Here is a 14,387-nt window from a genome sequence, read left to right on the forward strand (position 1 = left end):
AGACCAACGACGAGTGGACCGTGGCGCGGCGCTACATGTCGCTTGAAACCCTCGCCCGCGTCACAGACAATCCCACCGTCAGGCTGCCCGCCGTGGCCACCTGATCAAGCTCGAACCTCTCCGAGGGTCGGCGCTCCTACACCACCAACGGGGACACTATCTACAGGGCGGATCGGTCCATCTCACTGACCTCATATGTTACGCCATGCTTTTGGAATTCATCGCGCGGCCATCTGCCGGCGTATCTGTCGCCGGTTGCTCGCCGGACGCCATAGGACAACATCAGCGCCGCATATTCCTTGGCAATCTCCGCTGGTGATCCGTGCAACCCCCGCACCAAGTCCACGACTGTCAATCGGCAGGCAATCTTGACCCCCTATCGGCATCCAAAAATGACCCCCTCGGAGCGCTCGGGTAGTTGGCCCGATGCGGTGTAGCCCTCATACAGCGCAGGCCTCCATCACAACAAGGCACTGCGGCTGCTCCGCCATGAACCGTACGAGTTGCGGCCGCGACAGCTTCTTGCGGAACACGACCGATCCATCCGCAGCCGCGCCGTGCACTTGGAACACGTTCTTTGTCAGGTCGACGCCGATGATGCCAACTTCTTCCAAGGTGCCCTCTCTTTCACTTGTGCCTTCAAGGCCGCAAGTGTGGCACATTGCGATGCCGTCTGGGGCGAGAGCGGCAGCACCCCATCGCCGCCCCGCAACTCACTGATTTTATTCGGCGCCAAAATGGTTCGACGCGTCATCTCGTGCGAAATAGACTTAGTTCTAACTAGCTTGCCCATGTTGGCGTCGGCAAAAGCGATAGCGCCCCGATGATGAAGAAGCGCCGGATGTTGGCCTGGCCATCCTTGGAGACCCGGGCAAGCCACTCCTTCCAACCCGGCCAATGCTTGGGCGGCAGGATGCCGAACCGGACGCAAAGTCGCGCCCCTCAGTTGTCATTCGCCATCTTCGGTGCGGATGCTCAAAGTGCCGTCACGGTTCTCGGGCAACGGCACGAAGATCGACCGCCTTTCCAACACCAACCATGTGCGTGGTATTTCCGGCATCTGTCGCAACGGAATGATCCCCCCTGAGGCCGTCCCATGTGACAATTTATTTCACTGCCTGTTCGGGTCCGGCTGAAAACCAACGGACTTGTGGTGCCTCTTTCTCGGTCCAGCTACCCTGTATCTCAGCGATCCGAAGAAGGACTCGACTGGTTGACCGAGCGCCAAGCTTCGATGTTTCGAATGATCGACGCGGGCTTGGATGTGCCAATCAGAACTGCCGCAACACATTCATTGGAAAGAGGGAAATTGAGCGCCGCGGTCGCTAGTGGTGTCGGCGCCACCTCGCGTTCCAGGGCGCGGACCTTTTCGACGACATCGGTCGGCGCCGGGCCGTAGTCATACAGCGCACCGTCCACTGGACCCGTCGCGAGAATCCCGGAATTGAAGACTCCGCCGATCACGAGAGCCACGCCGCGTTCCCGGCAGAGCGGCAGAAGTGCCGGTTCCGCGGACCGGTCCAGAAGTGTGTAGCGGCCAGCCAGCAGGATCGCATCCAGGTCTCCTCGAGACAGCACGTCGAGACAGGGCTGCACCTGGTTGACGCCCAGACCGAACGCCGCGATCTGTCCGTCACGCTTCATCCGGTTCAGCTCCGGCAATCCGCTTTCGAGAAAGGTCTCCAGATGTCGGCCGTAGTCCGGCCCATGGGTTGCCGGTTCAAGGTCGTGAACCCAAAGGATATCGATCCGGTTCAGTCCCAGTCGTGCATGGCTGTGGGCCACAGATGTCCGGATGCCTTCGGCCGAATAGTCATGATCGATGGCGAACGGGAGTGGGTCGGCAAAGCCGTGGTCCGGCACCTCCGACCGCGGTACCGGCCGCAGCACCCTTCCGACTTTGGTCGACAACGTCCAGCCTTCCAGGTCACGAAGAAAGTCGCCGACCCTGCGTTCGGACAGGCCATGGCCATAAAACGGTGCGGTGTCAAAGTAGCGCAGTCCGGCGTCCCATGCCGCCTGCATCGTCGCCATCGCGGCCTCGCGGTCCACAGGTCGGTGCAGGTTGCCGATCGCACCGCCCCCGAAGCCGAGTTCGGTGAGACGAAGGCCGGTCCTTCCAAGCGATCGCGACTTCATTTCGGGTGCTCCTGCAAATTTACGGACTGCGTAGCTTCATCTTGCGCCGCGAAATGCGGCCGGGTTCCGGGACGGGATGCCCTAGCGTCGAGGTCAATCCAGGCGCAGGTCATAGGCGTCTGACGCGTTGCCGCGCAGGATCGCCGTGGCGACATCCTCCGGCCAGGTTTCGATCATGCGCCGCAACAGCGCCAGCGTTCGGCCATAGCCCCCGGCAAGCAGGCACACCGGCCAATCGGACCCATACATGACCCTGTCGGTTCCAAAGATCGACAGCACCGTTTCGACATAGGGGACCAGGCGTTCGTCGTCGCGCGAGGTCCAGTCGTCTTCGGTGACGAGCCCGGAGATCTTGCACCAGACGTGATCGCGGTGAAGTGCGAACGCTTCCATCTGGTTCGCCCACGGAGTCATCGCGCCTGATGCGATGTCCGGTTTCGCGATGTGGTCCAAGATCAGACGCAGCGTCGGAAAAGTGCGCGACACCTCGAGGGCTGCCGGAATTTCGCGCGGTCGGATCAGAAGGTCGTAGGACAGACCCCGGCGATCGATCTCGGCGAGGGAGCGCATGACGTCGTCGCGACGCAACCAGTCGGGATCGTCCTCGTCGTGAACCTGGTGTCTGATGCCCTTCAGGTGGCGCCCCTCGGGCAAGGCCAGAAGACGATCCAGCGCCTCGCCGGAGTCGGGCGAGGTCATGTCGATCCAGCCGACGATCCCGGCAACGAACGGCACGCGTTCGGCAATCCGAAGGAACGTTTCGGTTTCCGCGACACTCGACCAGGTCTGCACGAGAACACTGTGCGACACGGAGGCCGTCGCCAGTTCGGGGGCAAGGTCATCGGTGGTAAAGACCCGCGCAATCGGGTCGTGCGCCGGCGTCATCCACGAATAATCGCCGCGGGCCGGATCCCAGACGTGGTGGTGAGCGTCGATCGCCTTGATCTGATGTTGCTGCGTCATGTCCGCTTCTCAGTCGAATTGCAGCCCGCCATTCATGTCCAGCACTTCACCGGTGATGAACCCCGATTTGGCTGACGCAAGAAAGGCAATGGCGTTGGCGACCTCGTCCGGTTCGCAGAACCGGTGAACGGGGATATCCCTGAGAAGCGCGTCGCGCTCTTCCGCGGTGAGCTGATCGGACACCATGGGAGACATGACATAGGCCGGGGCAAGGGCGTTGACCGTAACCCCCTGCCCCGCGAATTCGCGCGCGGCGGAAAACGTCAGGCCGATCAGGCCGCTCTTGGAGACCGAATAGGCCGTGCCCGCCGTGAGCCCTCCGCATTTTGCCGCATAGGACACGATGTTGACGATGCGGCCCCATCCGGATTGCGCCATGGCCGGAGCCAGGGCCTGCGTCAGGACGAAGGCCGCATCGAGGTTGATCGTGTGCACCTTGTGCCACTCTTCCAGGGTCGTCGCGGCCAGCTTTCGGTTCGAAAGGATACCGGCGTTGTTCACGAGGATGTCGATGGCATTGCCCGGCGCAGCGGCGAGGGCCGCCTGCACCGCGTCGCGAGTGGCCGGGTGATCCGACAAGTCGACGACGCAGCGCGTGACGGCGTCACCATGGGCGCCGCAGAGAGTTTCGAGAGCCGGCCCGTCGACATCGAGAATGATGACATGCGCCCCCGCCGACACAAGGACATCGACCGCCGCGCTGCCGATGGCCCCTGCTGCGCCAGTTACAAGCGCCGTCCTTCCTTGATGTTCCATGGGCTCTCCTCTCGTGATCAGATCCGGCGGGTCAGTACTGGGTTCGCCGGGTGATCTTGAATGTGTGGGCGTGGTCCCCGGCGGTCTGCGCCGGCCGGTCGATCTCGAGTCCGCGCGACGTCTGCCTGAACCCGAGCGGTCCACCATGGCCAAGCATCTCGACCTTTTCGACCTCGCCGTCATAAAGCGCTGACAGGCTTTCGATGACGAAGGTGCGGTCGGGCCAGGCCATCGCGATGGCATAAAGGACGTTGTCCTTGACCGTGAAGCGGAAGTCCTTGCCGGTGAAGGCGACCTTTTCGCTCATGTCACCGAAGGCGCCTTCGACCTCGAAGTTGGTCGGACCCTCGCCGAACTTGTACCAGGCGGTGGTGCCGTAGATCGCCTCTCCGTTGACACCAAGCCATCGGCCCATCTCGGCCAGGATCGCCAGTGCCTCGTCCGGCAAGGTGCCGTCAGCCTTTGGCCCGACGTTCAGCAGCATGTAGCCATTCTTGGAGACGTTGTCGACGAGGTAGTGGATCAACTCGGTAGGCGACTTGTAGGCCGCGCCCTCCATATAACCCCATGCCTGGCCATCATCGACGGTGGTGTCGGTGATCCACTCGAAATAGGTGATGTCCGACATCCGACCCAATTCGATATCGACGGTGGCCGTGCCGGGGGGCAGGTTGTCCCATTTGTAGGTGACCAAGACTTCGCGGTCCCATTCGCGGCCCTTGTTGTAGTAGTAGGCCAGGAACTGCTGCTTGAGGTCTTCACGGATGAACTTGAGGCCGAAATCGAACCAGATGTAGTCCGGTTCGTATCCCTCCACGACCTCGACCAGCCGGTCGTACCATTTCTTGAGGAATGCCTCATTGGGCTTGTCCTGCATCGCCCATTCCGCCTCGCGATCCCAGTCTGCATCGGGGATCGAGATATCCGTATTGTGCGCCTCTCCGTAGAACTCGGCGAAGGCCGGGTCGGCGGCGTCGGTATTCTTCATCCAGTGCGGAAAGAACCACCAATGCTCGGCGTGGTGCATGGCGACCATGTATTTCATGTCGGCGGCACGAAACGCCTTTGCCTGCTCACCGACGACGTCCCGCTTCGGCCCCATCTCGGCGGCATTCCAGCGGCTGGTCTTGGTCGGCCACATGGAGAATCCGTCATGATGTTCGGCCACCGGACCGGCGAATTTGGCCCCCGCACCGGCAAAGGCCTCGGCCCATTGGTCGGCGTCGAATTTCTCGGCGGTGAATTGCGGGATGAAATCCTTGTATCCGAATTTCTCGGCCGGGCCGAAGCGCTTGAGGTGCGCTGCATGCTGCGCGGTCGCGCCGCGATACATGTCGTGTCCGTACCACGACGTGTTCGGCCCGATCGCCGGGACGCTGTAGATACCCCAGTGGGTATAGATCCCGAACTTCGCGTCCTTGAACCATTGCGGGCATTGGTGTTGGCGCAGCGAGCGCCAATTGGGCTGGTATTCCGTGGTCATGTTCTCTTCCCTGTTTTCTTGCGCCTTGGACCGGCTCCATCCGGACCGCCCCCTTTGGCGTCAGTCGTTGTGATAAACTTCTTCCATCACCGTCCATCCATCCGAACCCGGAAGCGGCACCTGCATCGGGTCGCACATCTTCAGCCATTCGATATTTCGTGGATGCGCGGCAAGCCGGGCCATATCGCCCTCGTAGTCGGCGCCCACGTATTCGTAGTGGGCGAATTCGTAGAGCTGCCCGTCCGGAAAGCGGGTCAGATAGATGGTGAAATTCCGAATGTTGGCCTGCGCCAGCAGATCGCGCACGCCCTCGCCCGCGTGCAGGCGACGATACTCTGCTTCGTGTTCGTCACGCAGCCCGATGACCATGCCGATCCGTTTCATCTCATGTCCCCTTCAGTCCGCTCAAGCCGTTGGCCAAGGTCTTTCCATCCGCATCAAAGAGGTGCATCCGCGCCGGGTCGCAGGTGACCGCCACAGGCTGCCCGATGTCATGCGGATACTCTCCGGGCAGTTTGACGACGATCGGCGCATCGGTTCCGGCATCGAGATACAGGATCGTCTGATCACCCAGCATCTCGACCACGCCCACTGTGCCCTCGACGAGTCCCTCACCGGCTGCGCCGATCCTCAGATCCTCCGGCCGAAAGCCCAGTGTCGCCGGTTCGCCGGATGCGCCGCCGGGGACCTCCGGGACCGGAATGTCGCGCCCGACCGGGTTCGCCAGGACCGTCCGACCAGCTTCGGCCGTGATCGTGACCTGAATGAAATTCATCGCGGGCGAGCCGATGAAGCCGGCAACGAAAAGGTTGTTGGGCCGGTGATACAGTTCAAGCGGCTTGCCGACCTGCTCGATCCGGCCGCCTTGCAGCACGACGATCCGGTCGGCGAGTGTCATCGCCTCGACCTGGTCGTGGGTGACGTAGATCATCGTCGTGTCGGGAAGCTTTTCCTTGAGGCGCGCGATCTCGATCCGGGTGGCGACGCGCAGCGCGGCATCGAGATTGGACAGCGGTTCGTCGAACAGGAACACCGAAGGGTCCCGTGTGATCGCACGGCCGATCGCGACGCGCTGGCGCTGACCGCCCGACAACTCCCGCGGAAACCGGTCGAGGAGCGCATCGATCTGAAGCATCCGGGCCGACGCATCGATCCGCACCTTCTGTTCGGCGCGGCTCATGCCAGCCATCTTGAGGCCGAATGCCAGATTGTCGTGCACCGTCATGTGCGGATAAAGGGCGTAGGACTGGAACACCATCGCGATGCCCCGGTCCGACGGCGGCAGGTCGGTGATGTCGTCGCCGTCGATAGAGATGCTGCCCGACGTGATCCCGTCGAGACCTGCAATGGCGCGCAGCAACGTGGACTTGCCGCAGCCGGACGGGCCGACGAACACCACGAATTCGCCCGACGGCACATCAAGATCGAAGCCGCGCAAGACTTCGAGCGCGCCATAGGACTTTCGCAATTTGTCGATCCTCAGATGTGCCATCGTTCTCCTTTGGACAGCCGGTCCGGCCGTGCTCAGCCCTTGAGGGCGCCTTCGGCAAGGCCGCCCTGAATACGTTTGCGAAATACGATGAAGACGATCACCGGAGGCATCGTCGCCAGCAGCAGGGCCGCCGTCTTGAGTGTGGTCGCACCCGAATACTGCCCCTGGAAGTTCATCATCCCCAGCGTCACGGTGCGCAGTCCGGTGTTGTTCAGGTAGACCAGCGGCCACATGAAGTCGTTGAAGATCCATACGAAATACACAATGCCGACGGTCGTCATCGCCGGAGCCGCCAGCGGCAGCATGATCCGGAAGAAGATCGCGAACTCGCTGGCGCCATCGATCCGCGCCGCTTCGGACAGGTCGCGCGGAATGCCCCTGAAGTAGGCCCGGAAGAAGAAGATCGCGAACGGCACCCAGGCCAGATAGGTCAGGATCACCGCAAAGTAGGTATTCACCAGCCCCAGCTCGCTCATCACCTTGAAGGCCGGGATCAGGATGACCTGCGGCGGGATCATCATGCCGGCAAGGAAGTAGAAGAACAGCAGGTCACGCCCGCGAAAATCGAAGTGGGCAAAGGCATAGCCCGCCATCGAACAGGTCAGCAGCAGCCCGGACACCGAGACGATCGTGACGAACAGGGAATTCGCGTAGAGCCGCAGGAAATTGCCGATCTCCCAGGCCTCGGCGATGTTTCCGAACTGCCAGTCCTGCGGCACGCCAAGCGGATTGACGGCATATTCCTCCAGCGACTTGAAGGCGGTGAAGACCATCCACACGAATGGAAGCAGGACCGATACCAGCATCACCAGCAACAACGCATATGCCGCGATCCGGACGGGCATCGGGAAGTCACGAAATTTCATCGACGCCCCCGGATCAGCTTGGCAAGCCACAGTTGCAGCGCCGTGACGAAAAGGACGATGGTAAAGAGGACCATCGCGATGGCGGTGCCGTAGGTCAGGTCGCCGCGTGAAAAGCCTTGATAATACATGTAGGTGGACAGAACCTCGGATGCGTGGAACGGCCCGCCCCCGGTCATGACGATCACCAGGTCAAAGAGCAGGAAGGCATTGGTGACGGCGAGGATCACGACGACCACGGCAACCTCGCGGGTCATCGGCACAACGATCCGCGTCAGGACGGAAGTCGGCTTGGCGCCGTCGATCCGCGCCGCTTCGATCAGGTCCCGCGGAACGGCCTGAAGCCCGGCGGTGAACAACAGGATCGACAGCCCCAGTTCGCGCCAGACGTAGACGATGAGAACGCTCCAGGTCGCGGTATCGGGATCGCCCAGCCATTGGACATCCCGCATGTTCTCCCAGCCGAAATAGTCGGCCGCCATGTTGACCACACCCGTCGTCGGACTCAGCAGAAGCGTGAACAGCAGGCCGATCACCACGTTCGACAGAACGATCGGCAGGAAGAAGGCGGTCGAGAACAAGGTCGCGCCCGGCGGTCGCGTGTAGAGGATGAGCGCGATGAGCAACGACACGAGAACGGTGATGAACAGCGCGCCGAGGACGAAGATCAGGTTGTTCTGAAGCGCCTGCCAGAAGAAGCGGTCGCCGATGAGGTCGCGGTAATTCTCGAGCCCGACCCATTTGATGCGGGCGATGTTGATCCCGTTCCACTTGGTGAAACTCAGAACGAGCGCACCGATCGTCGGGACGATCCAGAACAGCGTGTAGAAGATGAATGCCGGCGCCAGAAACATGAGGAATGCATGCTGCCGCAGCCACGTCCTGAGTGGATGTCGACGTCTTCTCATCACTATCCGCTTGTGGGGTGGACCGCTCGGGGTCGTGTTCAGGCAGACGACGAGGCAGCAATGCCGCCCCGCCGTGTCGGATCATGCGAGGATCGGGACTATTCGAAGCCCTTGTCCTCGCGCAGGTCGGTCACGCATTCCTCGTGGCCTTCCGCGGCCTCCACGGGCGTCAGAGCACCCGAGAGGATACCTTGGCTGCCCTGCCAGACCCACGGGACGTTGCACGACTGATCCTCGATCATGTCGAGAAACGGCGCCACGCTGGTGGACTGGTCAAGGATCGCGGTGAGACGCGAAAAGGACTCTGCATAGTCCCAGGTCGAGGTGTCGAAGTCGTACGGCGAGAAGCTTTGCCGCGCGAGCGCCAGCTCTTTCTGGACGTCTTCCCGCATCAGGAATTCAAGAAAGACCTTGGCCTCCTCGGGGTGGTCAGAGGCGGCGGTCACCGTCACGACAAGACCGGACGTCACCAGGTCGGTCTGCTGTCCGGGTGCGCCGTCGATCGCCGGAAATGCCATGACGCCGTATTCGAGATCCGGATTGGTGGCCTCGATCATGCCCAGCAGCCAGCTGCCCATGGTCATGAACGGCGCCTGACCGGTGATGAATATGTTGGCGGCCGTCGGAAAATCGTCCGACAGAGTACCGGCAGTGAACAGGTTCTCCTCGTTCAGAGCCTCGAACAGCTCCCAGGCCCGGAGGGCTTCGGGATCGGTCCAGGTCATGTCGGACGTGGTGTCGGCCTGATACGTGCGGCGACCGACGTCGATGTATTCCTGTTCGGTCAGCAACCGGCGCGTCAAGTGGTTGAAGATGTGGTTGCCGGGCCAGCCTTCGGAATTGCCGAACGCGATCGGCGCGGTTCCGGCGTCGCGGAACGTCTTGGCCGCCTCGACGAAGCCCTCCCAGGTCCTGAGGCTTTCCGGATCGATTCCGGCCTCTTCGAGCATGGCGGTGTTGTACCACAGCAGGTTGCCCAGACCGAGTTCCAGCGGGATACCATAGATCTTGCCGTCGAACGCCCCCATCGCTTCGGTGCCTTCGCGCGGCCGGTACGCATCTCCCAGCGTGGCGACCCAGTCCGTGAGGTCGAGCATGCCGCCCGACTCCGCATACTGGTACATGCTCGCGCCACCGTTGATCTGGACGATGTCGGCTGGATTGCCCCCTGCAAAGGACGTCATCAGCGTGGTCTCGTAGGGCGTGTTCTCGAACCCGGTGTGCGTCACGACGATGTCCGGGTGTTCTTCATTGAACCGGTCGACGATGGCCTCGATCGATCCCTTGCCGATCGGATCGGCGAACTCCGTCCAGAAATCCAGCTCGGTCTGCGCTGCCGCACCCGTTGAGACCCCCAACCCTGCGGCCGCCGTCATCGCGGCAACCATTGTCGTCATCCTGTAGTGCGTCAGACTCATGTCGGTCCCTCCAAACCAAAGTATGTAAATACTGATATATCGGTTCCCGCCGCCTGTCAACGATGAGGAAAATATAGCTTTGAAAGCTGCAGAAGACCTTAGGATTCAAGGTTGTCTCTGCAGAGTATATCGGTATTCTGTGGCGCACGAGTCATATTGGTGCTGCATGTCGACGACCGCGAAGCGTACAAAGGACACAAGTTCCGCGACCCGGATCATTCCGGAGGATCTGCTTGTCAGCATCCCCCAGACCCACACACGGTCCGGTCGGGCCTATGCGATCATGCGGCGGGCGATCATCGAGATGGTGCTGGAGCCGGGATCGATCGTGAACGAAAAGGCGATCTGTGCCGAACTGGGCGTGTCACGCACTCCCTTGCGCGAGGCGCTGCTGAAGCTTCAGGACGAGTCGCTTGTCCGGATCGAGCCTGCGACGGGCACTTTCGTCGCGCGCATCGACCTGGAGACCGTTTTCGAGGGCCACCTGATCCGCCGGCTCCTCGAGCTCGAGATGGTGAAACTCGGGGCGCAGCGCATGACGACCAGCGCGGAACGAAACCTCGACGTCAATCTCTACAAGCAGAAGCGCGTCGCATCCGACAACGACTTCGGCCAGTTCTATGAACTCGACGAGGAATTTCACGAGATAATCACCGGAATCGGCGCCTCGCATCGTGTCTGGCGCGTTATCCATTCGGCCAAGGCCCAGCTCGACAGGGTTCGGCGGCTTGCCTTTCCCCTCCCCAGCCATCTCGAGACCATCCTGTCGGAGCACGAGGCGATCGTCATGGCGCTCAAGATGCGCAATCCCGAGAAGGCGGCAGAGGCGATGGACAGACACCTTTCGCGCGTTTTCAAGTCGGTGCAGTCGCTGATCGCGGACAAGACCCACCTCTTCACCGACGATGCGAGACAGACGCTGGAGGAGTTCCGGGCAAGGTCCTCGGGCACAGAGTAAGGATCCGGTTGAAGGCTCGACCTTGCCACTCTCCCTTGCGACTGGTCAGGCTGGTGCGGCGCGTTCCGGTGCACATCGCGATACTTTCGCGCACCCGATGATATCTTTGACACCCTGCTCTTTCGGGCGTGGGAAAATCTGACTATCAAATCATCGCCCTCGATGCATCAGTGGAGCAATCCTCATGACGGCATATCCTCCCCGCCTCTGCATCCCCGCCTCTGCATCGTTGCAGGTGCCTCCGCGGGCATCGGTGCCGCGATAGCAGCGCGCTTCCGGGCACTGGAAGACGCCGTTCGGGGGGCTGTCAGACCAATGCGAACCAGTCCCAAGTAGGCGCAGAGTGGCTGTCCCTTATGCCGCGCCGAGGCAGCGCCACTTGGCGAGAGCGGCGGCGTCACGACGCATGTTGAGGTGTCGTCCGCCGTGGCCGAAGCGTTGGATAGGTTATCCGCTGTCGTCGAGGCGCTGCTGAACATTGTGGCGGTCGTGGTCGCGGCGGACCCATTCTGCACCAGCGCGGACCCGTCCGAGTCAGTGTCGGCCGCACTTGAGGCCACACTGCCGCCAACCGCGGCGGCCGTCGCTAGCAAGGAGTCTCGCGCGTCGGCAGCAGCAACAGACGACGTATCGGCCACAGCCTGCGCCTCGCGCCACCGACCGCGCGATTGTGCTCCAGGCTGCGATAGGCGGAACGGACGATCCGCGGCTTGCCTGGCCGATCCCGCAGCGCCCAAAGCATGTCTGGCGCGGGCCCGTTCTTCAGCAGCTTGCCGGTGCCGCGGCACGCAATCCCGGCGGGCTGAAGTTCGGCCAGCGCCAGTTGCTCTCCGGCACGTCGCGCCAGTGGCGGTGGAAGATCGTCGTCATGGGGGGCCTCCAAAAACGAAAGGCCCGCCTCAAGGGCGGGTGCGGTTGGGCTGATGGATGGCATGGGGCGCGGCTCCGGGCCGCCGCCGAAGGTCTTCAGCTTGATGGCGATGCCCGCGAGCAGCGCCATCAAGTCGCCGGTGGTGATCATGCGGACGGCAGTCTGCATCGCGGTGCGGCGGACCAGCCGGATGCAGGCCACCAGGGACCGCAGATCGCGGATGTCGATCGCGGGCTTACGCGGTGGCGGGTATCGAGTTCGCCAGCGACGGCACCCGCCGCGCCTACCACGTGCGCCCGCAGCGGCCGACCGACCTCTTCCCGGGCACGCACGAGTCCATCCGCGTTCCGGCCGAAGACATGATCCACGTGTTCCGCTCGCTCGGCCCCGGGCAGGTGCGCGGCGTCTCGGCGCTCACCCCGGTCCTGACGATCCTCTCCGAATACGATCAGGCCAGCGACGCACTGCTGGTGGGCCTGAAGGTGGCCGCCATGCACGTCGCGTTCAGCACGGACGTGAACGGCACGGCCGCCAGCGCCTATGACGCGGCGGGGCTCGACGAAGAGGGCCTTTCGCCCGGGACTGTCTATCGCCTCGGCATCGGCGAGGACGTGCGCTTCAACTCGCCCGATCAGGCCAAGGCGTCCGCCGCGCTGCTGAAGACCATGCGCCAGAAAATCGCGGCGGGCCTCGGCGGGCCGACGCACCTGCCAGACGGCGACCTCAGCGACGCCAAATATTCGAGTTTGCGGGCGGGCCTCACCAGCCGCCGTCAGGCCGTTGCGCTGATGGGGTGGAACGTGGCCGAGCTGGACGCCGAGATCGCGGCCGACCGCGCCCGCGAACGCAAGCTGGGCCTGTCCTTCAGCACCGGAGGCGAAGATGCCGCTTGATGATCCGATGATCCGTGCCGCCACGACGCGGCCCAACTTCTACGACCCGGAGACGCGCAAGTCTCGGCCGTGATCGCCAGCGCACACCCGGTCGCGCGGCGCGATGCCCGTGGCGCGTTCCTTGAAATCCTGATGGGCGACACGCTCGACGGCTCAGCCGCCGAAGGTCTGCCCGTTCTCGACAGTCACCGCACGGCGTCCGTGCGTGACCGAGCGGGACGGGTCCGGTCCATCGCCGTGGCGGGTGAAGCGGTCATCGCCCTCTTGGAACTGACGCCCGCCGAAGATGCTGCGCCCATCGTGCGTCGGATCGCGGTCGGCACGGTGAGCGGGGTGTCCATCGGATACCGCGTGGCCGGGTGGACCGAGAAATCCACGCCGAACGCCCGGGTGAAGAGCCCGACTGGCTGGCGGATCACCGAAGTCACCCTGACTTCCAACCCGGCCGATCCAACGGCCCGCCTGAGGCAGAAGGAAAACGACATGCCCGACACCATCGAAAACCCGTCGGCCGAAGAGGCCGAGGCGCAGCGCCGGAGCGACATCCGCACGCTGGTCCGTTCGGCCGGGCTCCGCCCGGACGTGGCCGACCAGCACATCGACTCGGAAGCCGACGTGACCGCCGCGAAGGCGGCCGTCTGGGATGCCGTGCAGAGCCGCACGCGCTCGGCCCCGGTCATCCGCACCCACACCCCGGCGAACGACGATCCCGCCGTGGTCCGCCAGCGGCGCGAAGACGCACTGCACGTCCGCATGGCGGGCGGCGAGCCCGCGCCCGAGGTCCGCCAGTATATGGGCAAGTCCTTGCTCGACATGGCCCGAGACAGCCTCGCCCGGGCCGGTGTCAGCACGCGCGGTTTGACGGCCGATGAGGTCTTCACCCGGGCTGGCGGGCACACCACGTCCGACTTCCCGCGCTGGTCTCGAAAGCAATGCGCGAGTCCGCCCTTGCCAGCTACCGCGCCGCCGAAAGCCCCCTGAAGCGCCTCGGCCGCCAGCGCAGCCTCTCCAACTTCAAGACCGCCAAGTCCATCCGCCTCGGCGAGATGGGGCGGCTGGAAGAGCTGGGCGAGTCCGGAGAGATCACCCACACCAGCCGCGCCGAGAATGGCGAGACGACGCAGCGGGCCGAGGCGTGGTCCACGCTGGGGCTCAAGTTCCGGGCTTGGCTCGACTTCGGGGCCAGGTGGCTCGACTGGCGGGCCGCCTTCCTGAACGAAGGCACGGCCTGATGCCCCTCACCGCGGCCGAGCTGACCGCCGCCAGAGACGCGCTCCTGAGGGCGCGGGCGGAGGGTGTGCGGCGCTTCCGGGAACAGAACGGCGAGGACGTCGAATACCGCTCGGACGCCGAGATGGCCCGTGCGCGCGCCGTCCAGGACTCGGAGATCGCCCGCGCCGCCTCGGCCCGGCCGGCCTCGCTCCGCTTCATCACCACCAAAGGGTTCTAGACCATGAAGTGTGGAACGGCATGCAGGATCGACCCCCATCTCGGGGAGATCGGCGTCCGAAAGTGACCCCCCTGTTGGTTCTGGTGAGAAGCTTTCTCGAAGGCATGAGGGAGCAGTCAGGGGATGTTGGTTGTGGAGACGATCGCGAAGATCGGGCGTGCGCATTTCGTCGAGGGCTAGTCGATCAAGCAGG

Annotated in this window: 15 protein-coding genes and 2 pseudogenes; 5 read left to right on the forward strand and 12 right to left on the reverse strand. The window is 63.3% G+C overall.

The genetic code is table 11. The annotated features are described in order from the left end of the window. Positions 1 to 446: 446 nt before the first annotated feature. The 11 genes and pseudogenes from ROA7023_RS24150 to ROA7023_RS21870 all read right to left on the reverse strand — a co-directional run. Positions 447 to 614 (reverse strand): annotated as a pseudogene (locus ROA7023_RS24150) (IS110 family transposase); the annotation flags it as partial. Positions 615 to 1,185: 571 nt separating this feature from the next. Beyond that, positions 1,186 to 2,139 carry an aldo/keto reductase gene (locus tag ROA7023_RS21830; RefSeq protein ID WP_085881097.1) on the reverse strand — a complete coding sequence of 318 codons (954 nt, stop codon included), beginning with the start codon at positions 2,137 to 2,139 and terminating at the stop codon, positions 1,186 to 1,188. Between the two features lie 93 nt (positions 2,140 to 2,232). Further along, positions 2,233 to 3,102, reverse strand: coding sequence for an amidohydrolase family protein (locus ROA7023_RS21835; protein WP_085881098.1), 870 nt, complete (start codon positions 3,100 to 3,102; stop codon positions 2,233 to 2,235). Between the two features lie 9 nt (positions 3,103 to 3,111). Then, entirely contained in the window at positions 3,112 to 3,858 is a 747-nt protein-coding gene (locus tag ROA7023_RS21840; RefSeq protein ID WP_085881099.1) for an SDR family NAD(P)-dependent oxidoreductase, read from the reverse strand. Between the two features lie 31 nt (positions 3,859 to 3,889). Further along, the gene (locus tag ROA7023_RS25530) at positions 3,890 to 4,273 is read right to left on the reverse strand and encodes an alpha-L-fucosidase C-terminal domain-containing protein (RefSeq protein ID WP_306372511.1); all 384 of its coding nucleotides are present in this window, start codon (positions 4,271 to 4,273) and stop codon (positions 3,890 to 3,892) included. Then, positions 4,256 to 5,350 (reverse strand): annotated as a pseudogene (locus ROA7023_RS21845) (alpha-L-fucosidase); the annotation flags it as partial. The gene ROA7023_RS25530 and the pseudogene ROA7023_RS21845, both read right to left, overlap by 18 nt. 51 nt (positions 5,351 to 5,401) lie before the next feature. After that, the gene (locus ROA7023_RS21850) at positions 5,402 to 5,725 is read right to left on the reverse strand and encodes an L-rhamnose mutarotase (protein WP_085881101.1); all 324 of its coding nucleotides are present in this window, start codon (positions 5,723 to 5,725) and stop codon (positions 5,402 to 5,404) included. A 1-nt stretch (position 5,726) separates the two neighbouring features. Further along, positions 5,727 to 6,833, reverse strand: coding sequence for an ABC transporter ATP-binding protein (locus tag ROA7023_RS21855; protein ID WP_085881102.1), 1,107 nt, complete (start codon positions 6,831 to 6,833; stop codon positions 5,727 to 5,729). A gap of 32 nt (positions 6,834 to 6,865) precedes the next feature. Beyond that, entirely contained in the window at positions 6,866 to 7,699 is an 834-nt protein-coding gene (locus ROA7023_RS21860; protein ID WP_085881103.1) for a carbohydrate ABC transporter permease, read from the reverse strand. Further along, on the reverse strand, positions 7,696 to 8,550 hold the full coding sequence (locus tag ROA7023_RS21865; protein ID WP_159458638.1) for a carbohydrate ABC transporter permease: 855 nt from the start codon (positions 8,548 to 8,550) through the stop codon (positions 7,696 to 7,698). Before ROA7023_RS21865 ends, ROA7023_RS21860 begins: the two co-directional genes overlap by 4 nt. A 152-nt stretch (positions 8,551 to 8,702) precedes the next feature. Continuing rightward, on the reverse strand, positions 8,703 to 10,022 hold the full coding sequence (locus tag ROA7023_RS21870) for an ABC transporter substrate-binding protein (protein ID WP_085881105.1): 1,320 nt from the start codon (positions 10,020 to 10,022) through the stop codon (positions 8,703 to 8,705). A 166-nt stretch (positions 10,023 to 10,188) separates the two neighbouring features. On the opposite strand from ROA7023_RS21870, the gene ROA7023_RS21875 reads away from it, so the two are divergent. Continuing rightward, the gene (locus tag ROA7023_RS21875; RefSeq protein WP_085881106.1) at positions 10,189 to 10,980 is read left to right on the forward strand and encodes a GntR family transcriptional regulator; all 792 of its coding nucleotides are present in this window, start codon (positions 10,189 to 10,191) and stop codon (positions 10,978 to 10,980) included. 586 nt (positions 10,981 to 11,566) lie between these two features. Here the strand turns inward: ROA7023_RS21875 and ROA7023_RS21880 are convergent. Continuing rightward, a complete protein-coding gene (locus tag ROA7023_RS21880; RefSeq protein ID WP_370739263.1) occupies positions 11,567 to 12,079 on the reverse strand; it encodes a DUF6127 family protein in 513 nt (170 codons plus the stop codon). Between the two features lie 14 nt (positions 12,080 to 12,093). Between ROA7023_RS21880 and ROA7023_RS21885 the strand changes: the two genes are divergently transcribed. From ROA7023_RS21885 to ROA7023_RS21900, 4 genes are all read left to right on the forward strand, one after another. After that, positions 12,094 to 12,744, forward strand: coding sequence for a phage portal protein (locus ROA7023_RS21885; RefSeq protein WP_085881107.1), 651 nt, complete (start codon positions 12,094 to 12,096; stop codon positions 12,742 to 12,744). Positions 12,745 to 12,813: 69 nt separating this feature from the next. Then, complete coding sequence (locus ROA7023_RS21890; RefSeq protein ID WP_085881108.1) at positions 12,814 to 13,725, forward strand: HK97 family phage prohead protease; 912 nt, start codon at positions 12,814 to 12,816, stop codon at positions 13,723 to 13,725. Continuing rightward, on the forward strand, positions 13,677 to 13,976 hold the full coding sequence (locus ROA7023_RS21895) for a hypothetical protein (protein ID WP_085881109.1): 300 nt from the start codon (positions 13,677 to 13,679) through the stop codon (positions 13,974 to 13,976). The genes ROA7023_RS21890 and ROA7023_RS21895 overlap by 49 nt, the downstream gene beginning before the upstream one ends. Beyond that, on the forward strand, positions 13,976 to 14,194 hold the full coding sequence (locus ROA7023_RS21900) for a phage head-tail joining protein (protein ID WP_085881110.1): 219 nt from the start codon (positions 13,976 to 13,978) through the stop codon (positions 14,192 to 14,194). Before ROA7023_RS21895 ends, ROA7023_RS21900 begins: the two co-directional genes overlap by 1 nt. Positions 14,195 to 14,387 lie beyond the last annotated feature (193 nt).

The organism is Roseisalinus antarcticus (assembly GCF_900172355.1).
In the GTDB taxonomy this organism is placed as follows: Bacteria; Pseudomonadota; Alphaproteobacteria; order Rhodobacterales; family Rhodobacteraceae; genus Oceanicola; species Oceanicola antarcticus_A.